This window comes from Taklimakanibacter deserti (genome assembly GCA_003574785.1).
In genome coordinates, this window is record QORU01000011.1 from 229,008 (window position 1) to 255,398 (window position 26,391).

Annotated in this window: 20 protein-coding genes; 8 read left to right on the plus strand and 12 right to left on the minus strand. The window is 62.4% G+C overall.

Annotation, left to right across the window (positions count from 1 at the left end; translation table 11 throughout):
• Positions 1-2 precede the first annotated feature (2 nt).
• Positions 3-437, plus strand: a complete 435-nt coding sequence (locus DS839_RS23445; RefSeq protein WP_119272907.1) for a copper chaperone PCu(A)C — start codon at positions 3-5, stop codon at positions 435-437.
• Between the two features lie 187 nt (positions 438-624).
• The gene (locus DS839_RS23450; RefSeq protein ID WP_162918752.1) at positions 625-3,435 is read left to right on the plus strand and encodes an ATP-binding protein; all 2,811 of its coding nucleotides are present in this window, start codon (positions 625-627) and stop codon (positions 3,433-3,435) included.
• A gap of 38 nt (positions 3,436-3,473) precedes the next feature.
• Here DS839_RS23450 and DS839_RS23455 read toward each other — a convergent pair whose 3' ends face one another.
• The 7 genes from DS839_RS23455 to DS839_RS23485 form a co-directional block, all read right to left on the minus strand.
• On the minus strand, positions 3,474-4,760 hold the full coding sequence (locus tag DS839_RS23455) for an epoxide hydrolase family protein (RefSeq protein WP_119272909.1): 1,287 nt from the start codon (positions 4,758-4,760) through the stop codon (positions 3,474-3,476).
• Between the two features lie 612 nt (positions 4,761-5,372).
• The gene (locus DS839_RS23460) at positions 5,373-6,533 is read right to left on the minus strand and encodes an iron-containing alcohol dehydrogenase (RefSeq protein WP_119272910.1); all 1,161 of its coding nucleotides are present in this window, start codon (positions 6,531-6,533) and stop codon (positions 5,373-5,375) included.
• A gap of 3 nt (positions 6,534-6,536) precedes the next feature.
• Complete coding sequence (locus DS839_RS23465; RefSeq protein ID WP_119272911.1) at positions 6,537-7,931, minus strand: aldehyde dehydrogenase family protein; 1,395 nt, start codon at positions 7,929-7,931, stop codon at positions 6,537-6,539.
• Positions 7,932-7,943: 12 nt separating this feature from the next.
• Entirely contained in the window at positions 7,944-9,320 is a 1,377-nt protein-coding gene (locus tag DS839_RS23470; RefSeq protein WP_368911862.1) for a glutamine synthetase family protein, read from the minus strand.
• Positions 9,321-9,387: 67 nt separating this feature from the next.
• Complete coding sequence (locus tag DS839_RS23475; protein ID WP_119272912.1) at positions 9,388-11,034, minus strand: amino acid permease; 1,647 nt, start codon at positions 11,032-11,034, stop codon at positions 9,388-9,390.
• Positions 11,035-11,142: 108 nt separating this feature from the next.
• On the minus strand, positions 11,143-12,897 hold the full coding sequence (locus tag DS839_RS23480; RefSeq protein WP_368911863.1) for an amino acid permease: 1,755 nt from the start codon (positions 12,895-12,897) through the stop codon (positions 11,143-11,145).
• Positions 12,898-12,929: 32 nt separating this feature from the next.
• Positions 12,930-13,727 carry an N-formylglutamate amidohydrolase gene (locus DS839_RS23485; protein WP_119272913.1) on the minus strand — a complete coding sequence of 266 codons (798 nt, stop codon included), beginning with the start codon at positions 13,725-13,727 and terminating at the stop codon, positions 12,930-12,932.
• Between the two features lie 80 nt (positions 13,728-13,807).
• Here DS839_RS23485 and DS839_RS23490 point away from each other — a divergent pair, with 80 nt between their 5' ends.
• Both DS839_RS23490 and betA read left to right on the plus strand, forming a co-directional pair.
• Positions 13,808-14,692 (plus strand): MurR/RpiR family transcriptional regulator, encoded by an 885-nt coding sequence (locus DS839_RS23490; RefSeq protein ID WP_119272914.1) that lies wholly within the window; start codon positions 13,808-13,810, stop codon positions 14,690-14,692.
• 87 nt (positions 14,693-14,779) lie between these two features.
• The gene (betA, locus tag DS839_RS23495; protein ID WP_162918753.1) at positions 14,780-16,435 is read left to right on the plus strand and encodes a choline dehydrogenase; all 1,656 of its coding nucleotides are present in this window, start codon (positions 14,780-14,782) and stop codon (positions 16,433-16,435) included.
• 2 nt (positions 16,436-16,437) lie between these two features.
• On the opposite strand, the gene DS839_RS23500 is transcribed toward betA, so the two are convergent.
• The 4 genes from DS839_RS23500 to DS839_RS23515 all read right to left on the minus strand — a co-directional run bounded on the left by DS839_RS23500 (position 16,438) and on the right by DS839_RS23515 (position 21,633).
• A complete protein-coding gene (locus tag DS839_RS23500) occupies positions 16,438-18,246 on the minus strand; it encodes a M2 family metallopeptidase (protein ID WP_119272915.1) in 1,809 nt (602 codons plus the stop codon).
• 137 nt (positions 18,247-18,383) lie between these two features.
• Entirely contained in the window at positions 18,384-19,298 is a 915-nt protein-coding gene (locus tag DS839_RS23505) for a lysophospholipid acyltransferase family protein (RefSeq protein ID WP_119272916.1), read from the minus strand.
• 110 nt (positions 19,299-19,408) lie between these two features.
• Positions 19,409-20,308 (minus strand): hypothetical protein, encoded by a 900-nt coding sequence (locus DS839_RS23510; RefSeq protein ID WP_119272917.1) that lies wholly within the window; start codon positions 20,306-20,308, stop codon positions 19,409-19,411.
• A 5-nt stretch (positions 20,309-20,313) separates the two neighbouring features.
• The gene (locus DS839_RS23515; RefSeq protein WP_119272918.1) at positions 20,314-21,633 is read right to left on the minus strand and encodes a glycosyltransferase; all 1,320 of its coding nucleotides are present in this window, start codon (positions 21,631-21,633) and stop codon (positions 20,314-20,316) included.
• Positions 21,634-21,854: 221 nt separating this feature from the next.
• Here DS839_RS23515 and DS839_RS23520 point away from each other — a divergent pair, with 221 nt between their 5' ends.
• Genes DS839_RS23520 through DS839_RS23530 form a run of 3 tightly spaced genes read left to right on the plus strand, consistent with a single transcriptional unit; the run spans position 21,855 to position 24,022 of the window.
• The gene (locus tag DS839_RS23520) at positions 21,855-23,360 is read left to right on the plus strand and encodes an FAD-dependent oxidoreductase (protein WP_438816543.1); all 1,506 of its coding nucleotides are present in this window, start codon (positions 21,855-21,857) and stop codon (positions 23,358-23,360) included.
• 58 nt (positions 23,361-23,418) lie between these two features.
• Complete coding sequence (locus DS839_RS23525; protein WP_119272920.1) at positions 23,419-23,730, plus strand: type II toxin-antitoxin system RelE/ParE family toxin; 312 nt, start codon at positions 23,419-23,421, stop codon at positions 23,728-23,730.
• Complete coding sequence (locus DS839_RS23530) at positions 23,711-24,022, plus strand: addiction module antidote protein (RefSeq protein ID WP_119272921.1); 312 nt, start codon at positions 23,711-23,713, stop codon at positions 24,020-24,022. Before DS839_RS23525 ends, DS839_RS23530 begins: the two co-directional genes overlap by 20 nt.
• Before the next feature lie 28 nt (positions 24,023-24,050).
• On the opposite strand, the gene DS839_RS23535 is transcribed toward DS839_RS23530, so the two are convergent.
• Complete coding sequence (locus tag DS839_RS23535) at positions 24,051-24,893, minus strand: D-amino-acid transaminase (RefSeq protein WP_119272922.1); 843 nt, start codon at positions 24,891-24,893, stop codon at positions 24,051-24,053.
• Positions 24,894-25,020: 127 nt separating this feature from the next.
• On the opposite strand from DS839_RS23535, the gene DS839_RS23540 reads away from it, so the two are divergent.
• Positions 25,021-26,373 (plus strand): aspartate aminotransferase family protein, encoded by a 1,353-nt coding sequence (locus tag DS839_RS23540; RefSeq protein ID WP_119272923.1) that lies wholly within the window; start codon positions 25,021-25,023, stop codon positions 26,371-26,373.
• The last annotated feature ends 18 nt before the right edge of the window (positions 26,374-26,391 follow it).

The following is a 26,391-nucleotide window of genomic DNA, read 5'->3' on the forward strand; positions in this document are numbered from 1 at the left end:
CTATGCCGAGCCGTCGGACGCTTCTCCTCGCGACACTCGCGCTTCCCTGGGCGGCCCGCGCTCGCGCGCATTCCTATCAGGCCGGCCAGATCGCCATTGGCCATGTCTGGGTCCTGCCGTCCGAAACCAACGAGACCCAGGCCTTCGCGCCCTTTTCCAATCGCGGCGCGGCAGCGGATGCGCTGGTCGCGGCGCGCTCACCCATTTGCTCGGTGATCGAATTGCGCCAGAACAACCGCTATGACGATCCCGAGCTCAAATCGATCGAGCTCCTGCCGGGAAAGCCGGTCGCGATGCGCAAAGGTGCCCGCCATCTCCGCTTGATCGGCCTCACCAAGGCGCTGAAAGCCGGCGACCGCTTCGAGCTGACGCTCGATTTCCTCAATGCCGGCGAAACGGTCGTCGAAGCGATCGTCGAGGACGGCTCAGGGCATTAAAGATCTCCGGCCAGTGCCATGCCTTCGAACACTGCGCGCCTGCGAGAACGCAGGCCAGATTGTCACTCGACGGTGATTACCCTAGAGTAATGCGCCTCGAAAAAGGGGCAGCAGCGAGCTATTGGAGTCCGCAGTGCCAGCCGAGGGTGTCTCACAGGACGTAATTGCGTCTTTCGGCCCGTTTCGCTTGAGCGCCGGCGAGCGATTGCTGATGAAGGGTGAGGAGCGTGTCGCCATCGGCGGGCGTGCGCTCGATATCCTCATCGCACTTGTGGAAAATGCCGGCGAGGTCCTGACCACGCGAGATCTGATCGAACGTGTTTGGCCGAACGTGTTCGTAGACGAAGCAAGTCTTCGAGTAAATCTCGGCACCCTCCGCAAGGTTTTGGGCGACGGACGAGGCGGGGCCCGGTATATCGCCAACGTTCCGGGGCGTGGCTACTGCTTCGTAGCGCAATTGCAGCGCTCCGCATTCGCAGCTACCGGACCGTCCGCCAGCGCGGCGAACAGATTTCAGAAGCTGCCAGCGCGACTGGAAAGGATGATCGGCCGCAACGAGACCGTCGCTGCTTTGCGATTGATGCTTATGGATCGCCGGTTCGTCAGCGTTGTCGGGCCAGGCGGCATGGGCAAGACGACCGTCGCCTTGGCATTGGCTCATGCTGTGCGCACCGATTTCTCCGACAGGGTCCATTTCCTCGATCTCCACACTTTGCGGGATTCATCGCTCGTCGCCGGCTCGGTGGCCTCGACCCTTGGGCTGATCGGTCAGGTTACGCAGGATCCAGTGGTTGGCTTGATCGCTTTCCTTGCCGATAAGCCGATACTTCTCGTTCTCGATAGTTGCGAACACGTAATTGAGGCGGTCGCCGCGCTCACCGAGCGGCTCTACGCCGAGGCGCCTCTGGTGCATCTCGTCGCGACGAGCCGTGAAGCCCTGCGCGTCGAGGGCGAGAACGTGCATCGGTTGGTGCCACTCGAAGGTCCGGTCGAAGACGCTGGATTGACGGCTGTCCAAGCGCTTGCCTCACCGGCGGTGCAGCTCTTCATGGAGCGTGCCGCCGCCGCGGGGTACAGCGCCGAGCTCAGTGATGCGGACGCGCCCATCCTGGCCGCGATGTGCCGGCGGCTTGACGGGATCGCGCTGGCAATCGAACTCGCCGCCGGGCGTGTAGGTGTGTATGGAATCAAGGGAACCGCCGACCAGCTCAACGATCGTTTCAAGCTTCTCTGGCACGGTCGGCGAAGTGCTCCACCGCGCCATCAAACACTTCAGGCGATGCTCGACTGGAGCTACAACCTGCTGTCACCCTATGAACAGATGATCTTGCGCAGGCTGTCTGTATTCGTGGGCGCCTTCACGCTTGCAGACGCCTTGGCGGTTGCGACGGACGACCAAGCCGACATGCCAAGGGCTGCTGATGCGATCGCGAGCCTGGTTGACAAGTCACTCATGCGGACGTCCGAGTTCGCCGGATCCACTTACCACCGCCTCCTCGACACGACGCGGGAGTATGCCGCGGTCAAGCTGGCGGAAACCGACGAGAAAGAAGTGATGTCGAGGCGCCACGCGCTGCGCTATGCCGAACGCTTCGCGCCCGACACGACAAGAGCGATCGCATTCCGGAGTCACGACGTGTCGGCCTACGAGCCGCATATGGGCAATATCCGGGCTGCGCTTGATTGGAGCTTCTCGGAATCGGGCGACATGCAGACCGGTGTTGGGCTCGCGGCGGGTGCGGCGCCTCTGTTCTTGGGCTTCTCGCTGCTGGGCGAGTGCGAATCGTGGTGCGAACGGGGCCTGTCGGCCTTGCACGAGGTTGATCGTGGAACGACACGCGAGCTGGCCCTTCAGGCGGCATTGGCGCTGTCCTCGATGTTCACGCGCGGCAACAGTGACGGTGTGAGAAGGGCGATCGAGCGGGGCATCGGGCTGGCCGAAGCCCTGCGTGACGGACAGTACAAATTGCACTTGCTGGCTGGATTGAACATCTTCCTAACCCGGGTCGGCGATTTTCGCGGTGCGCTCACTTGCGCCGAGCGGAGCATGCTTGTTGCCGGCGAGCTTGGCGAAGAACCCGGAGTGATCATGGCTGAGTGGATGCTCGGTGTCGCCCATCACCTCTCCGGGAATCAAGCTGCGGCGCTGCAGCACTGCGAGCGTGGGATGGAGCTGGAAGAAGCGTCCGGCGGTGTCCGGGTCGACTTCTTCGGCTATGATCATCGGGTGCGGGCGCTCGTGGCGCTGGCTCGGACAGCGTGGTTGCGCGGCATGCCGGAGAAAGGGCTCAGGATAGCTGACCAGGCCGTCGAGGAGGCAATGCAGCGCGATCATCCGGTCACGCTCTGTATCTCGCTGATCTACACGCTGCCGGTCTATCTCTGGAGCGGTGATTTCGAGCGCTCGGCACGGTGCATCGAGCAGGTCCTGTCCTGCGCGGCGAAATATTCCTTGGCTCCCTATTCCGCTCTCGGCCTTGCGCTGAAGGGCGAGCACATGATCTTGAGTGGAAAGCCGGCGGAGGGCGTTCATCTCCTGCGCAGCACGCTTGAGACACTCAATGCCGAGCGCCACCATATTCTGGCGACAGCTTTCTTCCGGGCGCTGGCCGAAGGCATGATGAAATGTGGCGAGCTCGATGAGGCTGCCGCGATGATCGACCGGGCGCTTGCGCTGGCGGAGCAGGCCGGGGAGACCTATGACCGTCCAGATCTGCTGCGCGTGTCGGCCGAAATTCGCCTGGCGGGTGCAGAGCCGGATGCGAGGGTGGCGGAGGACTCCTTGCTCCAGGCGCTCTTTTGGGCCAGCAAGCAGTCGGCGCTGGCGTGGGAATTGCGGGCGGCCGTTCCGCTGGCCAGGCTGTGGGCAAGGCAAGGACAGGCGGATCGTGCCAAGGATCTCCTTAGCCGGCTCCTTCAGCGGTTCGATGAGGGCTCTACGACGCCGGATACGAGATCGGCAAGCGCTCTCCTCGCCGAGTTGACTGGGACGATGTGAGATGGGTGCCGCACACAGATGCGTGCGGCACCCTCATCTCATATGGATCGGCGCAGCGACTTGAAGCTGGCGCGGATTTCTTCCGAAAGGAATTTCGGCTGCTCCCAGGCGGCAAAGTGGCCGCCCTTGGGAAGCCTGTTGAAGTGGATCAGGTTGGGATAGGCCTGCTCCGCCCAACTCCTCGGCGCCTGGAAGAGGTCATCCGGAAAGGCGCTCGCGGCCACCGGGATCTTCACACCTTTCGGCGTGAAGAAAGCGGCCTTGTTCTCCCAGTAGAGACGGGCCGCGGAAACCCCGGTATTCGTCAGCCAGAACAGCGTGATGTTGTCGAGGACGTCGTCGCGCGAAAGGCCTTCGGGGACGCCATTGAAGGAGCGCGAGATCAGCTCGAGGCTGCGCGCGTCGTGGTCGATCATGAAGGTGGCTAGGCCGACGGGTGAATCCGCCAGCCCGGTCAGGGTTTGCGGGCGCGTGCCCATGAACAGGGCGTAGTAGACGTCCTTGTAGAAGGCCGCCAGTTGCTCGTAGGCATGTTTCTCATCCGCGGAGAGCCCGTCCGGCGCCGGCGCGCCGGCAAAAGCCGCGGCGTTGATCGCCGGCGGCACCACGCAAGGCATGTTGGTGTGGATGGCGAGCAGTCCTTTGGGCGCCTGCACGCCCATTTGGTCGACGACGATGGCGCCCCAGTCGCCGCCTTGCGCAACATAGTTTGTGTAGCCAAGGCGGTTCATCAGCACATTCCACGCGCGCGCGATGCGTTCGGGGCCCCAACCGGTCTCGGTCGGCTTTCCCGAGAAGCCGTAACCTGGCATCGACGGAATCACCACATGGAAGGCGTCGGTGGCGCTGCCGCCATGCGCGGTCGGGTTGGTGAGAGGCTCGATAAGCTTGAGTTGTTCTATGATCGAGCCCGGCCAACCGTGCGTCACGATGAGCGGCAACGCGTTCTCGTGTTTCGAGCGCACGTGAATGAACTGGATGTCGAGGCCATCGATCTCGGTTATGAAATTGGGCCAGGAATTCAGCCGGGCCTCGACCTTGCGCCAGTCGTACTCCGTGGCCCAGTAGCGCGCGAGCTTCTGCACGGTCGCGAGCGGCACGCCCTGTGAAAAATCGGCAACGGTCTCTTTCTCGGGTAACCGGGCGGCAGCGATGCGCCGGCGCAGTTCGTCGAGTTCCTCCTGCGGGATGTTGACGGTGAAGGGACGGACAGAATCACCTCCGGTCGATGCTTCAAGCGCTCCGGGGAGCATGCTGATGGCGCCGGCGGCTGCCGCGACAGCAAGCAGTTCACGACGCGTGGGCGATTGCGATGATGTTGACATGACAACCTCCTGTGTCTCTCGGTTCGATAGCGGCGCAGAAATCACCTGCGCCTCTCAAGCGCCGACAGCTTGCGCGCAATGCCGGTGGAAGCGGAGTAAATGGTTGTAAATTTCTGTAAGGCGAATGACGCTATTGATTGCAGGGAGAGGGGATGCTTCCTGCCGGAAAAAGTCTCGGCTGCCGACAGCGTCAGAGCTCACCGTTGTGTATTCGGGCGGAAGAGACAGCGCCGCGCAAGCCTCTTGCAATCGTGGGCCAAGCCGTGAGATTTGGGAAATATCAGTATGGAACGTGTGTCTGAAGGCTCACCTCTGTGCCGGCGGTCGTGCGAGTAGCGGCAAAGGCATGAGATTTTAGACGCAAGCCGTAGGAAATTCTACAAAGCGGGCGGCAATGAGTGGTCAACGCTGGAAATTCCCTGTTCCGGGAGGTTTCAGCAAGCCAACTCATTGATATCGCTGAGGTGAGAATCTTTTTACGAGAATTCCCTGATATTCGCTGTAAATCCCTGTATCCGGGCCGTAGCCGGCGCCATGAGTCGTAGGGACCAATTCCTCTCCATCGACAATCTGGTCCCAAACATTCACCGCGACAGAACGGAGCAGCGATGCTTACAGATCGCCCGTCACGCATTTCTTCGCCAGCGCCTTGTACTGCTTCTCGCTGAACGGTATCGGATTGCCGCCGGCGGACGGGTCCTTGATCGCCATCTTCGCCACTTCGTCAAGCCGCTTCGCGTCGATGCCGATATCGGCGAGCTTGTGCGGGATGCCGACTTCTTTGCGAAGGCTGAGGATCCATTTGAGGAAGCCGTTGAATCCGCCCTTGATGCCGAGATAGGCGGCGGCGCGCTCGATGTCCTTCTCGATCTTCTTGCGGTTGGCTTTCAACACATAGGGCATGACGATGCCGTTGAGGAGCCCGTGATGGGCGTCATAGAGGCCGCCGAAGGGATGCGACAAGGCATGGATGGCACCCAAGCCCCGCTGGAAGGCGGTGGCGCCCATGGAGGAAGCCACGAGCATATTGCCGCGTGCGTCGAGGTCCTGGCCCTTCTTCACCGCCTTGGCGAGATTGTCCTTGATGAGCGCCATGCCTTCGAGCGCCACACCCTTTGCAAGGGGGTGATAGAAGGGCGCACAATAGGCTTCGAGGCAATGCGCCAGCGCATCCATGCCGGTCGCCGCGGTGAGCTTGGGCGGCAGGCCGGCCGAGAGCTCTGGATCGAGCAGCGCCACTTTCGGCATGATGGCCGGATGGAAGATGATCTTCTTCTCATGCGTCTCGGGATGGGTGACGACACCGGCGCGGCCCACTTCCGAGCCCGTGCCCGCCGTCGTCGGCACGGCGATGATGGGCGCGATCTTCGCCGCATCGGCCCTGGTCCACCAGTCGCCGATATCCTCGAGGTCGAAGACCGAGATCTTCTGGCCGTGCATCAGCGCAATGAGCTTGCCGACATCGAGGCCGGAGCCGCCGCCGAAGGCGATGACGCCGTCATGCTTGCCCGCCCTGAAGGCCTTGTTGCCGGCATGGATATTGCTCTCGACCGGATTGGGCCTGACGTCCGAGAACAGCGCCACGCCGAGGCCCGCCGCCTTGAGGTCGTCGAGGATCGCTTTCACCATCGGCATCCCTGCCAGGCCCGGATCGGTGACGAAGAGCGGCCGCTTGATGCCGTTGGCCGTGCACAATTCGGCGAGCTCCTTGATGCGGCCGTTGCCGAATTTGATCGCGGTCGGGAAATTGATGTTGCGGTTCGGTATGGTCATGGGTCAGCTCGTCTTCGTTCTCAAATGATAGCTCTTGGGGCGCGTCAGGGCTTCATAGCCCACGACGGAAAGGGTGGCGCCGCGGCCCGTATCCTTGACGCCGGTCCAGGTCAAGGCCGGATCGAGATAATCGCAGCGGTTCATGAACACCGTCCCGGTCGCAATCTCGTTGCCGATCTTCTGCGCCGCATCGGCGTCCTCGGTCCACACCGCGGCGGTCAGGCCATAGGGGGAATCGTTCATGAGCTCGATCGCTTCGGCATCGTCGCTCACCTTCATGATGCCGACGACCGGACCAAAGCTTTCCTCCGTCATCACCGACATCTGGTGGTTGACGCCCGTCAGCACTTGCGGCGCCATATAGGCCGAGCCCTTGCGATCGCGCGCGAAGCTCTTGGGGTCGATATGGGCCTTGGCCCCTGCCCTCTGCGCGGAGGCGATCTGCTTGCGCACGAAATCGGCCGCCTCGGGCTTCACCATGGGCCCCAAGGTGGTCGCCTCGTCGAGCGGCGAGCCCAGCACATACTTCTTCGTCAGGTCGACGACGCCGTCGATGAAATCGCCCCACACTTTCTTGTGCACATAGATGCGCTCGATACCGCAGCAGCTCTGGCCCGAATTGAAGAAGGCGCCATCGACGAGATTCTCGATCGCATGCGCCATATTGGCGTCGGGGCGCACATAGGCCGGGTCCTTGCCGCCGAGCTCGAGGCCGACATTGATGAAGCGCCCGGCGGCGGCCTTCTCCATAGCCTTGCCGCCCGAGACCGAGCCCGTGAAGCACACCATGCTCACATGGCCGCCCGAGATGATATCGGCCGTCTGCTCATGCGAGAGCACCAGGTTCTGGAAGACGTCCTTGGGCAATCCTGCCGCCTTGAAGGCCTTGGCGAAGCGCTCGCCGACCAGGATGGTCTGCGCCGCGTGCTTGAGGACCACCGCATTGCCGGCCATCAGCGCCGGGATGATGGAATTCACGGCGGTCAGATAGGGATAGTTCCAGGGGGCGATGGTGAAGACGACGCCCAGCGGCTCGCGCTTGATATAGCGCAGGAAGCCGTCCTTGGGCTCAGGCCGGATATCGGCAAGCGACCTTTCGGCGATCGCGATCATATAGCGGGCGCGCTCCTCGAAGCCTCTGAGCTCGCCCGCGCCATAGCGGATGGGACGTCCCATTTGCCAGGCGAGCTCCGGCACGATCTGGTCCTTCATGGCGAGCATGGCGTCGACCGCCGCCGAGCAGTATTTCGCCCGTTCCGCCAAGGGTGCGCGCTGCCATTTCTCTTGCGCCGCATGGGCGGCGGAGAAGGCTGCGGCAATGTCCTTCTTCTTCGCCACCGCGCGCTCGGCATAGGTCGAGCCGTCGACGGGCGAGATGCACTTGATCTTGTCGGCCAATTCCAGTCCCTCTCAATATTGCTCGAAGCCGCGCTTCACTTCCCAATCGGTGATGCGCCGGTCATATTCGAACTGCTCCCATTTCGCCGTATGCACATAATGGTCGATGACATTGTCGCCGAAGGCGGAGCGCAGGAGTTTCGACTTGTCGAGAAGCTCCGTCGCCTCGCGCAGCGTCTTGGGGATCTCGCGCAATTTCTTCGACGTGTCATAGGCATCGCCGGAGAAGGCGGGCTCGAGCGCCATCTTCTTCTCGATGCCGTCGAGGCCGGCGGCGATCAGCGCCGCAAAAGCGAGATAGGGATTGAGATCGGCGCCGCCGACCCGGCATTCGACCCGGACCGCCTTCGTGTCGGCGCCGCACAGCCGGTAGCCCGCGGTGCGGTTGTCAAAACTCCAGATCGCCCGCGTCGGCGCGAAAGTGCCGGCCATGAAGCGCTTGTAGGAGTTGACATAGGGCGCCAGGAAATAGGTGATCTCGCTCGCATGGGCGAGAAGGCCTGCGAGATAGTGCTTCATCAGGGCCGACATGCCGTGATCCCCCTTGGGGTCATGGAACATCGAGCTCTTGCCGTCCAATGACCACAGGCTCTGATGGATATGGGACGAATTGCCGGCGAGGCCGTAATTCCATTTGGCCATGAAAGTGATGGCCTTGCCGAGCGACCAGGCGATCTCCTTGCACCCGTTTTTGAGGATGACATGCCGGTCGGCCATTTCGAGCGCCTCGGCATATTTGACATTGATCTCTTCCTGGCCCGGGCCCCATTCGCCCTTGGAATTCTCGACCGGGATGCCGGCGCCGGCGATGCCGTTGCGGATCGCCCGCATGACATTCTCTTCCTTGGTCGTCTGCAGGACGTGATAGTCCTCGATGTAATAGCCGGCCGTCTTGAGATTGGCGTAGCTCTTGGCGTGAGCGCTCTCATAGCTCTCGTCGAACAGGAAGAATTCGAGCTCCGAGGCCATATAGGCCTTCATCTTCATCTTGGCGAGCCGCGCCAGCTGGCCTTTCAGGATGGTGCGCGGCGCATGCGGCAGGAGCGTATGGTCGTGATGGTCGAGCACGTCGCACAGCACCAGCGCCGTCTTGTCGAGCCAGGGCGTCGCCCGCATGGTGGCGAGGTCGGGCTTGATGACGAAATCGCCATAGCCCTTCTGCCAGCTCGCCGCCTTGTAACCCGGCACCGGCTCCATATCGATGTCGTCGGCGAGGAGATAGTTGCAGCCGTGCGTCTCCTCATAGGCGCCGTCGACGAAATATTGTGCATGGAAGCGCTTGCCCATGAGGCGTCCCTGCATGTCGGGAAACGCCGCGACGACCGTATCGATTGTGCCCGCGGCAACTTCTTTCTTGAGCTGGGCGAGCGTCAGCATGCCTTGAACCATTTTTGTCCTCTTGATTACGCAAATGAAAAGCGGCGCGAGGCCCTCCCCGCGCCGCCGTCGTCGTCCGTCATGCTTTGGCGCGATGCTCCATCGCGAATTCCTCCTCGGGCGAGAGGATGAGCTTGTGGCGCCCGACAGCGGCGAAATAGATGATCGCCACGATGAACCACACGCCGACCCAGAACACGCCTTTGTAGAAGAGCGGGTCCCAGATCTGGTAGTACAGAGTCACCAGGCCGATGATGATCGTGGCCACAGCGCCCGGGATACCGAGCGGGCTCACATAGGGCCTCTCGATATGGGGCTGGTTCTTCCGGAGCAGGATAAAGGAGATTGCCTGCAGGATGTAGGAGAACATGGCGCCGAATACCGCCATGTTGAGCAGCACCACACCGATGGCCGAGCCGGCATTTTCGCCGAGCGCGAACCAGATCACCAGCATGATCGCCAACCCGACAAGGGCGCCGACGATCATCGCGATATACGGCGTCTTGTAGCTGTCATGCGTGATCGACAGGCCCTTGGGGAAATAGCCCGCCCGCGACAGCGAGTAGACCTGCCGGCCCATCGCGAAGACGATCGTGTGGAAACTCGCAATGAGACCGACAAGCGCAATCAAACCGAGTGCCTTTGCGCCTACGCCGCCGAAGATCGCCCGGAACCCGTCGAGCAAGGGCTCGCCCGACGTGCCGAGCTTATGCGCGCCCACTCCGATGACTGCGGGATTGAGCAGCACGATCATGAAGGCAGAGACGACAAGCGTCAGCATGCCGAGCAATATGCCCTTCGGCATGTCGCGCTTGGGATCGACCGATTCTTCCGCCGCCAGCGGCAATTGCTCGATGGCAAGGAACAGCCACACCGCAAAGGGCAAGGTGGCCAGCACACCGGAGAAACCGAACGGGAAGTAGGGTCCGTTGCCATTGGCGAGTTCGTTCGAAGTCTTTGCTGCCGCCTGAAGTTCGGGCGAAAGCGTGCCGTATTGCGCCGCCGTGAGAGTGACCTCCGTCGCGTCCGCGGCTGCACCGGTCACCAGGGCCGCAATATCCGCCGGCAAGGTCGCAACGGCGCCTTTCAGCGCATCCAGCGGGACTGTGGCGCTCTGGATATCAGGCGCGATATTGAGGGCCCAGCGGCTGAAGTCCATGTTCGGGATGGCGCTGAACCAGAAGAAGACGAGCACCGCCAGCGACAGGAGCGTGACGATGAGGGTCACCCTGAAGGACAAGGCGACGCCGAAGATGTTGAGCGCCAGGAAGACGACATAGGTGATGATCCACCACACCGGCTGCATCGCAGCCGGCGTCTCGAAGATGCCGGTCAGATAGGAGCCGATGAAGAAGGCGATGACGGCGGGCGTCACCACATATTCGACATTCTCGCAGAGGCCGGTGATGAAGCCGCCCCACGGCCCCATGGCGGTGCGGCCGAAAGAATAGGCCGCCCCCGTATGCGGCAGCGCCGGCGACATCTCGGCGATGCAGAAGACGAGGCCGATATACATGATGGCGATGATGATGCCCGCCACCAGCATGCCGCCCCAGCCGCCGGTTGCGAAGCCGAAGTTCCAGCCGGAGAAATGGCCGGAGATGACGGCGCCGACACCCAGCGCCCACAATGACCAGATCCCCGCATAGCGCTGGAGATGCCGCTTCTCGAAATAACTGGCGTCGGCTTTCTTGTAGCTGACGCCACCGCTCTCAGTCTGAGCCATAGTTCCCTCCTGTATATGCGCCGGGCTCACGCCACGGCCCCCACTCCCAACTCGCTCGCAGTGTTCTTATTGGGCGGCGCCCCGAGCGAGGCGCCGCCTTGTTGGATGTTACGCTCCAGCCCGTTCTCCGACGGCCGCCTCGGCCGCGGCGATCTCGGCCCGGCGCCTGGCGATCTCATCACCGATCGGCGGTCCGGCGAAGCGCTTGCCGCGCAGCACGAAGAGCAGTGCCGCCATGACGATCGCCACCACGACCGCCGCCCACAAGCCGAACTGACTCTCGGGATCGCGCCAGAAATAATAGACCGCGAGAACGGTCAGCACCCCGAAGACGGCGCCGACCGGCATCTTGTTCTCCATGGCGAACCAGAAGGCGGTGAGCGCCAGGATCATGAGCACGATCAGATAGCCGACCTTCTCTTGCGGCGGCTGCACGCCGACGAAGATCAGGAGAGCGCAGCCGAGGATGGCGAGGACCGCCACCGGGATCGAGGCGCCCTTGAGGTTGAACGGTCCCTTGTTCGTCCATTCGCCGCCGAGCTCGCCTTTCAGCGCAGCACCGATCGGCATGAGATAGGACAGATAGAGGAACACCGCGCAGCCCGTCGACAGCACCAGGAAGGCGCCGCCATAGAGTGTGGCGATGATCGACAGCACGCCGCCGACCCAGATCGCCGCTCCCGGCGTGCGGTAGACCGGGCTCACCTTCTTCAGCGTTTCCGACATCGGCACGCCGCCGTCACGCGCGAAGGCATAGAGCATGCGCGAGCAGGAGGTGAGGCCGGCCAGCGCACACAGGAAGTTCGACACCACGATGCCGATGATGATCAGCGCCTTGAGCCAGAACCACATGGTCGACGTCTGGATCAGCCAGTTGAACGAGGCCCAGCCCTGTTTCGCCGCCGCGGTCACGCCGTCGGTGACGGTGCCGGTGGCCGTGTCGGTCTGGTCGGGCAGCGCCAGAACCATGGCGCAGACCATGAAATAGCCGAACAGGAACGACCAGAACACCGAGCGCACCATGCCTTTCGGCACTTCGCGCTGGGCGTTGCGCGTCTCTTCCGACGTATGGGCGGAGGCATCGAAGCCGGTGATCGTATAGACGGCGTGCAGAAGGCCGAGCGCTACCACATAGAGGAAGACATTGGCCTGCGGCCACACGCCGCCGCCGGCATCGCCGGTAAAATTGGTGAAGGTGAACAGCCGGCCGAAATCGAGCGACGGGGCGAAGGCAAGCAGCGCCAGCGTCAGCACGACCGCGGTCGCCAGGATGATATAGCCGCTCCAGTCGGTGAGGATGGTCGTCAGCCTCAGGAAATAGTGGTTGAGCGTGGCCTGGACGATCGTCACCACGGTGATGAAGATGGTCTGGATCCACCAGCCGGTCGAGAACTCGCCCGCCGGCACCCAGGATGAGACGTCCATGCCCAGCACCTGCGCCAGAAACAGATCGCGCGTCAGGTTGAACAGGCCGAAATTAACCGACGAGACAACGAACAGGAGGCCGAGCAGGTTGAACCACGCCGCCGCCCAGCCGAAGCCGCGGCCGCCCAGGATCGACGACCAGTGATAGATGCCGCCCGCCGTCGGATAGGACGAGGCGACCTGGCCCATGGCGAAGGCCACCAGAAGCGCGAAGAGCGAGCCCAAGGGCCAGATATAGCCGATCGATCCGCCGCCGCCGGCGCTGAGCGCCGCCGGGAAGGCGGTGATGCCGCCGGCGACGATGCAGATGATGGCAAAGGAGATGGCGAAATTCTGGAACGGGCCCATGCGCCGGGTCAGCTCCTGCGCATAGCCCATGCCATGCAGGACCTTCACGTCCTCTCGGTGATCCGAGTCAGAATAGTCTTTAGGGGTCATTGTTGTTTCCTCCACGATCCTTTGTAGTGTTCCTATGAACTCGATCGCATCCTCACTGTTGTCGGTGGAAAGATCCGCGCCACGGCCTCGGCGAGAATAGCCGCGAGCCGTGCCGTCCACTGCGCCTGCCCCGCTTCATGGCTGATGAGATCGTTGCGGATCTCCAGCATGACGTGATAAAGGCCGCGCGCCCCGCCATGCAGATTGAGCGTATGGCAGACGCCGTCCTCCGGCCCATAGGGCTCGTTGCGCTTCACCACGATGTCCTTCAGCCGACCGGCGAGGCCGAGCACCAGATCGGCAAGGCGGGCATCGCGGTCATGCAGGACGCCGAGGTCGAGATGCCGGCGCTTGCCCTTATAGGTCGGGGTGAAGCTGTGCATGGTGACGAGAAGCGAGGCCGCGCCCTCTGCGGCCCGCTGGTCGAGAAACCGCGACACCGCGTCATGGAAAGGACGATAGATGCCGCGGATGCGGGCGAGGCGCGCCTCGGGCGCCAGGTTCTCGTTGCCCGGGATGCGGGTAGTCTCGCTTACGACCGGCATGGCATCGGGTGATTCGGGCGGCCGGTTGCAGTCATAGGCGAGGCGCGAATAGCGCTGCAGTACGAGCGGCGCGTCGAGCGCTTGCGAAAGACCCCGCGCCACGGCTTCGGCGCCGATGTCCCAGGCGATATGGCGGGTGAGGTCCTCCGGCGGAAGGCCCAAGGATCCCAATGACTTGGGGATGACCTTGCCGGCATGCTCGCAAATCAGCACGACCGGCGACGGCCCGTTCTCATTGACGACGATAACCGGCTCGCCCTCATCGGGGCGAAGCAGCCCTCTCATGGAGATTGAACTCCCCTGTCCCTCTGGAACGATCATTTCAGATTGCCTATACGCTGTCAAATTCGTTACAAGACCTGTGCATGACGCCGAGGGCACAATCCAAATCGCAAACCGTCGCCGAGCGCATAAGGCTCGGATCCACCCGGCTGACGCCGGCCGAGCACAAGCTCGCCAATGCGCTTCTCGCCAACTATCCGGTGGCCGGGCTGTCGAGCATCACCGAATTCGCCAAGGCGGCGAAGGTCTCGACGCCCACCGCCTTGCGGCTCGCCAAGAAACTGGGCTTTGCCGGCTTTCCCTCCTTCCAGGCGGCTTTGCGCGGCGAGGTTTCGGCGCAATTGCAGGACCCGATCGCCCGTCATCAGCGCTGGTCCAAGGATGCGCCTGACGCCCATGTGCTCAACCGTTTCGCCGATGCGGTGATGGAGAATCTGCGCGGCTCCCTCAAGCTCGTCGACCACCGGAGCTTCGATGGCATCGCCGACCTGATCGCCGACCACCATCAGGCCGTGCACATCGTCGGCGGCCGCATCACCATGCCGCTCGCCGAATATTTCCACACCCATCTTCACATGATCAGGCCGCATGTCACGCTGATGCCGGCATCGCCCGCCGCCTGGCCGCAATATCTCCTCAACATGAAGCGCGGCGATGTGCTCATCGCCTTCGATGTCCGCCGCTATGACCAGCGTCTCGCCGAATTCGCAGACCTGGCGCATCGGCGCAAGGTCAGGATCGTGCTGTTCACCGACCAGTGGATGTCGCCCATCGCCGGGATTGCAACCCATGCCTTTCCGTTGCGCATCGATGCGCCGTCGGGCTGGGACTCCAATGTCGCGACCCTGTTCATGATCGAGGCGCTGATCGCCGACATCGTCGATCGCCGCTGGCCCGAAACGGAACAGCGCATCCGCGAGCTCGAGGGCCTGACCAGCGCGGCAGGACGTTTGCGCCGCAATTTATGACGCATTGCGCGCGGCCTTGCTCCGTGCCATCCACTACCCTTGCGCGTCACAAAAACATAACCGGGACACGCCGTCAGGGGAGTTCAAATGGAGTCGTTCGACTTCATCATCATCGGGTCGGGCTCGGCCGGTTCCGCCATGGCCTATCGCCTGTCGGAAGACGGCCGCCACAGCGTGCTCGTACTCGAATATGGCGGCACCGACATCGGTCCCCTGATCCAGATGCCCTCGGCACTCTCCTATCCCATGAACATGTCGACCTATGATTGGGGCTTCGTGGCCGAGCCCGAGCCGGCGCTCGGCGGCCGCCGCCTGGTGACGCCGCGCGGCAAGGTCATCGGCGGCTCGTCCTCGATCAACGGCATGGTCTATGTCAGGGGCCACGCGAAGGATTTCGACACCTGGGAAGAGATGGGCGCCAAGGGCTGGGGCTTTCGCCATGTGCTGCCCTACTACAAGCGGATGGAATCCTCGCATGGCGGCGAGGAAGGCTGGCGCGGCAGCGATGGTCCGCTGCATGTCACGCGCGGGAGCCAGAAGAATCCGCTCTACCGGGCTTTCGTCGAAGCCGGCCGCCAGGCGGGCTATCCCGTCACCGAGGACTACAATGGAAGCCGGCAGGAAGGTTTTGGCGCCATGGAGCGCACCATCTGGCGCGGCCGGCGCTGGTCGGCGGCCAATGCCTATTTGCGCCCTGCGCTCAAGCGCTCCCATGTCAAGCTCACGACCCGCGCTTTCGTGCGCCGCATCCTCCTCGACGGCAAGCGCGCCACCGGCGTCGAATATGAGAGGGGCGGCGAGATCTTGCGGGCCGAAGCGCGCCGCGAGGTCGTCCTGGCGGCGAGCGCCATCAATTCACCCAAGCTTCTGCAGCTTTCCGGCATCGGCGATCCCGACCATCTCAAATCGATCGGTGTGGCACCGCTGCACGACCTGCCGGGCGTGGGTCAGAATCTGCAGGATCATCTCGAAGTCTATTTCCAGATGGAATCGCTCAAACCCGTATCGCTGCTGCCGAGCCTCAATCTCTTCGCCAAGGGCCTCATCGGGCTCGAATGGCTGCTGTTCAAGACCGGTCTCGGCGCCACCAATCACTTCGAAAGCTGCGGCTTCATCCGCTCATCGGCCGGCGTCGAATATCCCGATATCGAATATCACTTCCTGCCCATTGCCATCCGCTATGACGGCAAGGCCGCGGCCTCGGGCCATTCCTTTCAGGTCCATGTCGGGCCGATGCGCTCGAAATCGCGCGGCTTCGTCAAGGCACGCTCGGGCGAGCCGCGCGAGGCCCCGGTCATCAGGTTCAATTACATGTCGCATCCCGACGACTGGATGGAGTTCCGCACCGCAATGCGCTTGACGCGCGAGATCTTCGAGCAGGAAGCGCTCAAGCCTTATAAGGGTCGCGAGATCCAGCCGGGGGCGCATCTCAAGAGCGATGCCGAGCTCGACGGCTTCATCCGCGATCATTGCGAGAGCGCTTTCCATCCTTGCGGCACCTGCCGCATGGGCGAGCCTTCCGACCGCCTGGCGGTGGTCGATCCTTTGTGCCGCGTCATCGGCATCGAGCGCTTGCGTGTCGCCGATTCATCGATCATGCCGCGGATCACCAACGGCAATCTCAACGGGCCGTCGATCCTGATCGGCGAGAAGGCGTCCGACTACATTCTGGGCCGCGATCCGCTGCCGCCTTCCAACCAGGAACCGTGGATCAATCCGGACTGGAGGACGAGCCAAAGGTAAGCTTACCAGCCGCAGCTCCCGCCTTTGTTCTGTTCCTTCAGCCAGGCTTGCAGCGGCGCAAAATAGGCGATGATCGCCTCGCCCGAAATCTCGCGTTGGCCGGTGAACGCCTCGAGCGCATCGGGCCACGGTTTCGAAGCGCCCATTTCCAGCATGGCGTTGAATTTCTTGCCGACGTCCTTGTTGCCGTAGAACGAGCAGCGGTGCAGCGGCCCCGTCCAGCCGCTCTGCTCACACGCGGCCTTGTAGAACTGGAACTGCAGGACGTTGGCCAGGAAATAGCGCAAATAAGGGGTCGTGGCCGGGATATGATATTTGGCGCCCGGGTCGAATGATGCCTCGCTGCGCTCCACCGGCGGCTTGATCCCCTGATATTTCAGGCGCAGTTCATTCCAAGCCGCATTGTAGCCCTCTGGCTTGACCGAGCCGTCGAAGACGCCCCAGCGCCATTTGTCGACCAGGAGGCCGAAGGGCATGAAGGCGATCTTGTCCATGGCCTGGCGCAGCAGCAGGCCGATGTCCTTGTCGGCGCTCGGCACCTTGTCCTTGGGCAAGAGGCCGATCTGGACGAGATATTCAGGCGTGATCGACAGCGCGATGGTGTCGCCGATGGCCTCGTGGAAGCCGTCATTCGCGCCATTCACATGCAGGTACTCCTGCGCCTTGTAGGCGCGTTGATAGAAATTGTGGCCGAGCTCGTGATGGATGGTCACGAAATCCTGCGCGTTGACCTTGATGCACATCTTGATGCGCAGGTCGTCCTGGTTGTCGATGTCCCAGGCCGAGGCATGGCATACGACGTCCCGGTCGTTGGGCTTCAGGAACATCGACCGTTTCCAGAAGCTATCCGGCAGCTTTTCGAAGCCGAGCGAGGTGAAGAATCCCTCCCCGGTTTCGACCATCTTCTTCTCGTCGTATCCAGCCGCTTTCAAAAGCTCGGTGGTGTCGAAGCCAATGTCGCCGGCGCCCACGGGTGCGACGATGTCATAAATGCCGCTCCACTCCTGCGCCCACATATTGCCGAGCAGGTCGGCGCGGATCGGCCCGGTCTTGCCTTGCACCGTGTCACCGTATTTTTCGTTCAGCTTGCCGCGCACATAGCAGTGCAGGTCGTCATAGAGCGGCTTGACGTCTCCCCAGATCTTATCCGTCAGCTTGGCGACATCTTCGGCCGGCATGTCGTATTGCGATCGCCACATCGCGCCGACATCCGGATAGCCGAGCTCCTTGGCGCCTTCATTGGCGATTTCGACCAGCCGCCGATAGCCGGCCCGCATCGGGGCGCCGACATTGTCGTGCCAGCTCGTCCACATCTCCTTCAGCTGTTCGGGATCGCGATTGACCGACATCTGCTCCTCGATGTCGGAGCCGTTGATCGGCTTGCCCTTGAGCGTGCCTTCTCCCTTGCCATAGTCGGACTGCAGTTTGGTCGAGATGGTGCTCAGCTCGTCGGCGGCGCCGGCCGTGGTCGGCGCCGGCAGCACGATGCCGCCGGTCAGAATGGTGAGCTTGCGCTTGATCGCGTCGGAAAGGCCCGGCACCGCGTCGAATTTCGCCGCCTCGATGGCGAGGCGAACCTGAAGCTCGGTCTGGCGAGCGGCGGCTTCGGCCGCCAGCGCATCGGTATCTTCCGTCAGATACGTGCTGTTCACCCACTGAACCCGGTTGACGCGAATCGATTCGGCGGCGAGCGCGGCTTCCGCCTGCTTGATGAACTTCTCCACGTCTTCGACGGCTGGGGACTGCGCAAAAGCCGGTGCGTGCAGCAGCAAGCTCATCACCATCGTGGTCGCGACAAGCGCGCGCTTCATGGACACCTCCTCATGCAGAGCTTTGAGTTGAGAGTAGACCATCATGTCCACCCTGGTTCAACCTCCATGATTGTGTTTGCAAAGTTCCAACGACCGACGGCGCTCGTGATGCGGAATTCCCGCCGATCACTACAGGGTCAGTCGAATTTGATATGCCCCGGCCAGCGGAACTCGGCGAGCGGGTCCGGGCCATCGCTGCCGGCAAGGGACAAGGTCCGGCGCCGCAGCTCCTCGATGACGCTATCACGACCGCGCTCATGGGGCAGGCTGGCGGCCTCCAGCGGTTTGCCGAGGGAAACCTTGATCGTCGATCCGATGAGACGGTAGGTTTCGCGAAAGATGAGCGCCACCCGCAGCGCATAGTGGATGTGGCTCACCACATGGAAGAGGCGCGAATTCTGGCCATGGAGATAGACCGGCACGATCACGAGGTCTTGAACCCGGGTCAGCTTGGCGAGAAAGGGGTGCCAGCTGGCATCGAGCGCCGGACCGGTGCAGGGATGTTGCGAGGTCGACACGCTTCCCGCCGGAAAGATCGCCACGGCATGTCCGCCAATGAGCCAGTCGAGCGTGCGCCGGCGGGTCAGGAGCGATGTCTGCATCGCCTCGGCTGTGCCGCCGAAGTCGACCGGGAGCATATAATCCCTGACCTCGGGCGGCTGGCACAGGAGGCTGTGCGTCATGATCTTGGTGTCGGGCCGGATGCGTGTCGCCAGATGGCCCATGACCAGGCCGTCGACGACGCCGAAAGGGTGGTTGGCGATGAACAGCACCGGTCGGCCGGTGGGGATCCGGGCCCAGGCCGCGTCGTCGGTGTCGAGGGTGATATCCATGAGACGAAGGGCGGCCGAGAAGATATTTTCTCCCGCAACAGGCCTTTGCGCCCAGTCGCGGTAGAGACGCTCGAGCCGCGGCTGGCCGCTCGACCGCTCGATCAGCCGGATCAGCGTGCGGTTGACCCGGCTTTGTTCGGGCCGGGAATAGGAGAAACGCACCGCACCGGCGGTGTGAGCCTTTGGCGCGAGACGCAATTCATCGAGGGCTTCTGCCATCTTGTTCCTTCATCAAACCTTGCTGTGACAGGTTTGTGCGAAAGAGTTGACAGAGCGATGACGGGAAATGATTTAGTCGCGGCGGCGAGGCGCCGCCTTCGGCCAAACGCTCAGGCTCCCCCTAGCCTCACCGAAGTACCGGACACGATCCGGTCTGCCTCCGCTGTATCGAAGCGCAGAAAGTCAGCTTTGCGCTTGCCTTTCGCGCTCCAGATCAGGCTGCCTTCGCGAAACTGATGATCGCACCAGGTGAGGCCCAGATTTGCCGCCTTGAGCTTCAAATGGTGAAATGAATAATAGTGCAGCAGATAATGCAGCGTGGTCTGATCGACATGGTAGGCTGGCTGCTTCATGAGCGAGAGCCGCAAGGCCTCGGCCAGCCGCGCGGCAAACAATCGTGCCGGCTCGGTCATGTTCAGGAAGACGGCACAGGCCAGGATCGTGCGCCAGGGTCTGTATTGGGACTGCCGCCACACGACGCCTACATCATGGTGCTTGAGCGCGTCGAATGCGTCCGTGAGATCGCGCCTGACGCGGCCATCGATGTCGATGACCATCACCGGAACGTGATTCCTCTCGAGCAGATATCTGGCGATCGCAAATCTGCCGGCGGCGAAGAAAACGGTGTGCGGTCTCCCATAGGGGTTCCGCTGGCCCGTCTCGTAGGAAATGCTGAGCTGCTTGCCGATGCGGGCCTCCAGCATCTGTGCGTCCGCGATGCAAAGAGCAGAGGGCTCGAACAGATGCAGGTGAAACCTTGTCGACGGGCTGTGCTCTTTCATGGTGAGCGCGAGCTGGCGCGCAAAACGATAGAAGTAGATCTCATCGCCGCATGCCAGCAGGATCGGGGATGCTTCGTTGCGGTCCGGCAGGGTCCCTTCCACCGCGAAATCGAGTCGGGGACACAACCCCGCCTCGCAGGACAGCCGCACATTTTCCTTGATCGAGCTCAACCGCCAAAGAAATATCGGGTTGTCCCGGCGCTCGCGCCACAAACTCTGCAAGATCATGCAATTCAGCCCTGTGCTTGTCCGCCTGCGTGCATCGCATGACAGGCTTCCAGAAGCTCGACATAGCAATCAAGCCAATGAGATGGCGGAACCCTGCTCATCTCGATCGCCGTGTCATCGAGTCCCGGCTCGAAGACGGTGACGATGCGCTCGCGCGGCAAGCCGGCAAGGCGTGCGACCTCTTCGGCAACGACATCCGTAGCCGCAACCGTCATTGTAGCCGAAGGATAGATGAGCCGCGACAGACCACGCCGGCAGCGCTCGACGATGGCGTTGAGCGGCGTCCACAGTTTGGGATCGCCGGAAGGCAGCTTGGTTGCACGCAACAAAAGCGGCATGCCATGCCCGGCAAGCTGCCAGGCGATCACGGCGGAGAGCAGGACCTGGCTCGAACCGGCAATGACCGCTCCCGGATTTTCGCTGAGCAAGTAGCGCGTAAAGGCAACGGCGCCGAGACAGGCTCTCATCCAGCGCAGCGGCAAGTGGCGATAGAGGAAAGCCTGCAGCCTTCCCCAGTGCGGCGCATTGAGGACGATGAATCTGAGGCCCGGGGACAGTTGATCATTGACCTTGGAGACGCCGTTGACGACGACGAAATCCACTTCATAGCCTCGCGACAGAAGCCCACTGGCAAGCACCACCGAGCGGCGCTGGACGTCGCCGCCCGAAAGCCCGTCCATGAAGATGGCGACATGCCGCTTCCCGCCTTCGGGACGGGGCGGCGTGAAAAGACTGGCAAAGGATGAAACATGGTCGGGGACATGACCAAGGCGCAATGCCTCCACGAAACCGAGCAGAAGGAAAGCCCGCCCCAGGAGATCGGAGGCGCTCTCGATCCATTCGAAATACACGGGCTGCGCGCCGGCGCCGTAATAGACCGTCGCCAGGATGCTTCTGGCCACTTCGGCAAGTTGAAGTCCGAAACAGACAAGGAAAGAGAGCCGTGCCGCGTCGGAGTGACCGGAAACCAGCCGCGAGAGGGCAAGCAGCAATACGGGCATCAGCCAGAGGAAGGAGAGCGGGATGTCGATGGGCCCCGGATCGGCAAAATATTCGATGATGGTCAGGACGAGAAAGAGGCTCGCCATCCCGGTGAGCATCCGGCTTGCGCGTGAGCTCGGCGTGGCGCGAAAGCTGATGAGGAGGCAGGCGAAAGCCAGCGTCAATCCCAGTATGAGGCCCAATATGTCGGCCGGCGATCCGAGTTTTCTCAGCGGCAGGTGCCACCAATATTGGATAGTGGCGACGGTTATGATGGAAAAAAGCAGCACGCCAGCGGTCCAGGCGGTTTGACGGCTTGCGGCCTTTTCCTTTGCCCGATCCATTGTCTGTTGCCTTTCGCGCTTTGATCGCACGCCGTTTCTTGCTGGCCAGGTTAGTCCAGATAAAAGTTAGATAGTGCCCTAGTTCGACGCCATGAAGGCGGTCCAACTTAATTCGCGGTAAGGTGGCTCGAAGGTAAAGCATTCGCTTGGCGCGGCGCGAGAAACCATCGGCGATGCAGCGCGTTCTCTAAGACATGAGAAATTTGGGAGGTTGCCGCGCTGTGCCGGACACATCCCGCTTACCGAGGTTTACGCCGCAGCTCGCAGGCAAGATTGGCAGTTGCTGGCTAGCTGGCGCCTCATCGAAAAGTCGTCCCGCGCTTGACGCCTCGCTTCATGCCGAGACGGTAGTGATCGGTGCCGGCATCGTAGGTCTCACTACGGCACTTCATCTCTGCGAGGCGGGTCGCGATGTCATCGTGCTCGAAGGCTTGCGCATCGGTGGGCAGGTGACGGGCCGATCGACCGCCAAGATCACGACCCAGCATGCGCTGATCTACCGCCATCTCATCGAGCGTTTCGGCCTGGACCGCGCCCAAGGCTATGCCGATGCCAATCAGGCCGGTTTCCGGCGGATAGGGCAGTGGATCGACGATTATAAGATCACTTGCGATCTCGCGACGAAGCCGGCCTATGCCTATGCGATCGACGGCAGAAAGCGCCAGGCTATCGTCGCCGAAGCCGAAGCCGCACATAGGCTGGGGCTTGCGGCCGACGTTCTCGACCACGCACCGCTGCCCTTCAATACGGTGGGTGCTTTGCGCTTTCCCGATCAGGCGCAATTCAATCCGGCGCGCTACCTCGCGGGCCTTGCGCGCGGGGTCGAGCGCCGCGGCGGACGCATCTTCGAACATAGCCGCGTGCGCCTCGTCGATGCGGCGAGCCGGTGGCGCGCCGTCACCGATGGCGGCACGGTCCATGCCGAGCACGTCGTCGTGGCCACCAACATGACGATCAAGAGTCCGCTCGGCATGGCGAACCGTACCCAGGCGAGAAGCCACACCGCCGTGGCCTTCCGCGTCGATGACGCATCGCTCATCGACGGCATGTTCATCGGCATCGACGATCCCACTCATTCCTTGCGCATGGGCCGCGATCCGGACGGACCTTTGCTGGTCGCGCTCGGCCCCAAATTCGATACCGGCCAGGACGGCGACGTGGCGCGCCGCTTCCACGAGCTGGAGGACTGGATCAGATCACGCTTCTCGGTGGCTGAAACGACGTGGCGCTGGTGCAACGAGGACTATGACACACCGGATCGTGTGCCCTATGCCGGCACGCCGGACCCGGCCGGGGCGCAGGGCTTCCACATCGCCACCGGCTTCAATGGCTGGGGCATCACCAACGGCACGGCGACCGGCCTCATGATCGCCGAGTCCATATTGGACCGGCCCAATGCCTGGACGGAGCTTTACGACCCGGCGCGACCCTATCGGCAAGATTTCCACCGCAATGGTGACAGCCAGTCGGTTGTCGCGAGCGTCGATGACATTCTACCCGGACAAGGCGGCATCATCGTGAAAGGCGAGGACAAGCTCGCCGTTCACAAGGACGCAGCGGGCAAGCTTCATGTCCTCTCTGCAAGCTGCACCCATAAGGGCTGCACGCTCACCTGGAATAATGCCGACCACACCTGGGATTGCCCCTGCCACGGCTCGATCTTCGCCGCGGACGGGTCCGTGCTTCACGGACCGGCGCGCAAGCCTTTGCCGCCGGCCAGTCTTTGAACGCCTGTCCTAGTAGCACAGCGCTTGACGTGGTGTATATTTTAATATACATTCCGACATGTTCACCATCAGGCGCACAACCATCTTTATCGACTGGCTGAAGAGCCTGAAAGATCGGCGCGCAGTCGCCCGCATCGCCGTCAGGATTGACAGGTTCGAGGCAGGCAATCCCGGTCAGGTCCGGGATGTTGGCGAAGGCGTGAGCGAGATGAAGATCGACTATGGTCCAGGCTACCGCGTGTACTACATCCGTCGCGACAAGGTCGTCTATCTGCTGCTGTGCGGTGGCGACAAGAGCACGCAGTCGAGGGACATAGCCGAGGCGAAACGCATCGCAAAGGAGTGGAGAGATGAAAACGCGGAAGATTGAGACGGCTGCGTGGGACAGCGCGGAAGTCCTCGACACGCCGGAAGCGATTGAGGAATACCTCGCCGCCGCCTTCGAGACCGATGATCCGGTCTTCATCGCCAAGGCGCTTGGTGTCGTTGCCAGAGCGCGCAATATGAGCGAACTCGCGCGCGATGTCGGTATGACGCGGGCCGCGCTCTATCGAGCTTTCAATGGCGAGACGAGTCCCGAATTCGCAACGATCATGAAGATCATGCATGCTCTCGGCGTCGGCATCGCTCCTGTCATGAGGAGAACAGGAAAAGCAGCCTGAGCGCTACACTCCCGATGGGCTATGTCGCCTACCGCGTCGCTTCTTCGAGATAGATTTCTCTGAGCTTGCGCACCACCGGCCCCGGCTGGCCGCCGCCGATGCGCTTGCCGTCGATCTGGACGATCGGCAGGACGAAGTTGGAGGCACTGGTGAGGAAAGCCTCATCCGCTTGATAGGCCTCGTCCGGCGTGAACAGCCGCTCTTCGATCGCAACCCCATGCTCCTTCGCCATGCGGAATAGCGAACGGCGGGTGCAGCCGGCGAGGATGGCGTTCGACAGAGGCCGCGTAATTACCTTGTTGTCCTTGACGATATAGGCGTTGGACGAGGTGCCTTCGGTGATCTTGCCGTCCTCGATCATCCAGCCCTCGAAGGCGCCCTGCTCATAGGCCCGCTGCTTGCCGAGCACAGGGGCCAGCAGCATGACCGATTTGATATCCCGCCTTGCCCAGCGGATATCGGGAATGGTGACGACCTTGACACCCGTCACGGCATGCGGGTTGTCGAGCAGCCGCTGCACCTGGGTGAAGGCGATGAGGGTCGATTTTGCTTCCTTGGGAAACTTGAAGTCGCGGTCGGCGGCACCCCGCGTCACTTGCATATAGATGATGCCCTCATCGAGCTTGTTGCGCTTGATGAGCTCTTCATGCATCTGCCGGAGTTCGGCCTTGCTGCACGGCCAGGCCATTTCGATTTCCTTGAGCGAGCGCTCGAGCCGTTCCATATGCGGATCATAGTCGATGAGCTTGCCGCCGATCACCGCCGTCACCTCATAGACCCCGTCGGCGAAGAGGAAGCCGCGGTCGAAGATCGAGACCTTGCCCTCATTTTCCGGCACATAGCTTCCATTCACATAGACGACGCGGCTCATCAGCTCTTTCCCTTATGATGTGGAGGCTGTCTCAAACCAGATTTTCACGGGAAAATCCATGGGGGTTGTGTCTTCCCCCCTGGCCCGGCTAGGTAATTGCCCCTGGATCAACAATCCGCAGGATATCATGCCCTCAAGGATCACGGACGCCTCGGTCGAGGCGATGCTGACGCGTGAAAAAGCCCTTTTTCTCCAGCGCAATCCGAAATCCCGGGCCTTGAGCGAAGAAACAGCCCAAAACTGGCTGCGTGGCGTGCCGATGCACTGGATGGTCGATTGGGGCACGCCCTTCCCCCTGTTCATCGCCAAGGCCAAGGGCGTCGACCTCACCGACGCCGACGGCAATCCTTACGTCGATTTCTGCCTCGGCGACACCGGCGCCATGTTCGGCCACAGCCCCAAAGCGCTCGCCGCGACCTTGCGGGAGGCCTCCGAGGACGGCTTCACCACCATGCTGCCCTCGCCCGATGCCGCGGTCGTGGGCCGTCTCCTGGCCGAGCGCTTCGGCCTGCCCTATTGGCAAGTGACCGCAACCGCCTCCGACGCCAACCGCTCGGTCTTGCGCTGGTGCCGCGCCATTACCGGGCGCAAGAAGATCCTTGTCTTCAACGGCTGCTATCATGGTGCCGTGGACGAGACCTTTGTCGGCCTCGACAACGGCAAGCAGCGGCCCGACCCCGCCCTCATCGGCGAGCCGCGCGATCTCAACGAGCTCACCAAGGTGGTCGAGTTCAACGATATCCCGGCCCTCGAAGCGGCACTGGCGCCGGGCGATGTCGCTTGCGTGCTGGCCGAGCCCGTGATGACGAATATCGGCATGGTCCTGCCGGATGAGGGGTATCACGACGCCTTGCGCCGGATCACGCGCGCTACCCAAACGCTCCTCGTCATCGACGAGACGCATTGCATGTCTTCGGGTCCCGGCGGCTATTCGCGCGCCAATGGCCTCGATCCCGACGCCATCGTCCTTGGCAAGCCGATCGCCGGCGGCGTTCCCGCCGCCGTCTATGGCTTCTCGGACAAGGCGGCGGCGCGCATCCGCGACTATCTGTCGGGCCGCGCGCCCGGCCATTCCGGCATCGGCACGACGCTTGCCGGCTCGAAGCTGCAGCTCGCGCTGATGCGCACCATGCTCGAAACCTATTTCACCGAGGAGGCTTTCGCTCCTTTGATCGGGCTCGCCAGAAGGCTCGAGAAAGGCATAGCGGATGTCATCATCAAATATGGGGCGCCCTGGCATGTCGTGCGCGTCGGCGCCCGGGTGGAGTTCATGTGCAGCCCGGACCGTCCGCGCAATGGCGGCGAGGCAGGCCGCGTCATCCACCGCCCGATCGACATGGCCGTCCACCACTACCTTCTGAACCGTGGCGTGGTCATCACGCCTTTCCATAATATGATGCTGATATGTCCCGCGACGACCGAGGCCCATGTCGAAGCCCTCATTCAGGGCCTCGATCACTGCCTGGCCGAGCTCGTCTGACGGGATGGAGTTCCAATC

Coding starts and splice junctions, on each gene's coding strand:
- DS839_RS23490 (WP_119272914.1), top strand. CDS start 13,808: ATGACGCCGAGGGCACAATCCAAATCGCAAACCGTCGCCGAGCGCATA.
- DS839_RS23535 (WP_119272922.1), bottom strand. CDS start 24,893: ATGAGCCGCGTCGTCTATGTGAATGGAAGCTATGTGCCGGAAAATGAG.
- DS839_RS23500 (WP_119272915.1), bottom strand. CDS start 18,246: ATGAAGCGCGCGCTTGTCGCGACCACGATGGTGATGAGCTTGCTGCTG.
- DS839_RS23475 (WP_119272912.1), bottom strand. CDS start 11,034: ATGGCTCAGACTGAGAGCGGTGGCGTCAGCTACAAGAAAGCCGACGCC.
- DS839_RS23485 (WP_119272913.1), bottom strand. CDS start 13,727: ATGAGAGGGCTGCTTCGCCCCGATGAGGGCGAGCCGGTTATCGTCGTC.
- DS839_RS23445 (WP_119272907.1), top strand. CDS start 3: ATGCCGAGCCGTCGGACGCTTCTCCTCGCGACACTCGCGCTTCCCTGG.
- DS839_RS23470 (WP_368911862.1), bottom strand. CDS start 9,320: ATGGTTCAAGGCATGCTGACGCTCGCCCAGCTCAAGAAAGAAGTTGCC.
- DS839_RS23515 (WP_119272918.1), bottom strand. CDS start 21,633: ATGGATCGGGCAAAGGAAAAGGCCGCAAGCCGTCAAACCGCCTGGACC.
- DS839_RS23505 (WP_119272916.1), bottom strand. CDS start 19,298: ATGGCAGAAGCCCTCGATGAATTGCGTCTCGCGCCAAAGGCTCACACC.
- DS839_RS23510 (WP_119272917.1), bottom strand. CDS start 20,308: ATGATCTTGCAGAGTTTGTGGCGCGAGCGCCGGGACAACCCGATATTT.
- DS839_RS23455 (WP_119272909.1), bottom strand. CDS start 4,760: ATGTCAACATCATCGCAATCGCCCACGCGTCGTGAACTGCTTGCTGTC.
- DS839_RS23460 (WP_119272910.1), bottom strand. CDS start 6,533: ATGACCATACCGAACCGCAACATCAATTTCCCGACCGCGATCAAATTC.
- DS839_RS23525 (WP_119272920.1), top strand. CDS start 23,419: ATGTTCACCATCAGGCGCACAACCATCTTTATCGACTGGCTGAAGAGC.
- DS839_RS23530 (WP_119272921.1), top strand. CDS start 23,711: ATGAAAACGCGGAAGATTGAGACGGCTGCGTGGGACAGCGCGGAAGTC.
- DS839_RS23480 (WP_368911863.1), bottom strand. CDS start 12,897: ATGACCCCTAAAGACTATTCTGACTCGGATCACCGAGAGGACGTGAAG.
- betA (WP_162918753.1), top strand. CDS start 14,780: ATGGAGTCGTTCGACTTCATCATCATCGGGTCGGGCTCGGCCGGTTCC.
- DS839_RS23540 (WP_119272923.1), top strand. CDS start 25,021: ATGCCCTCAAGGATCACGGACGCCTCGGTCGAGGCGATGCTGACGCGT.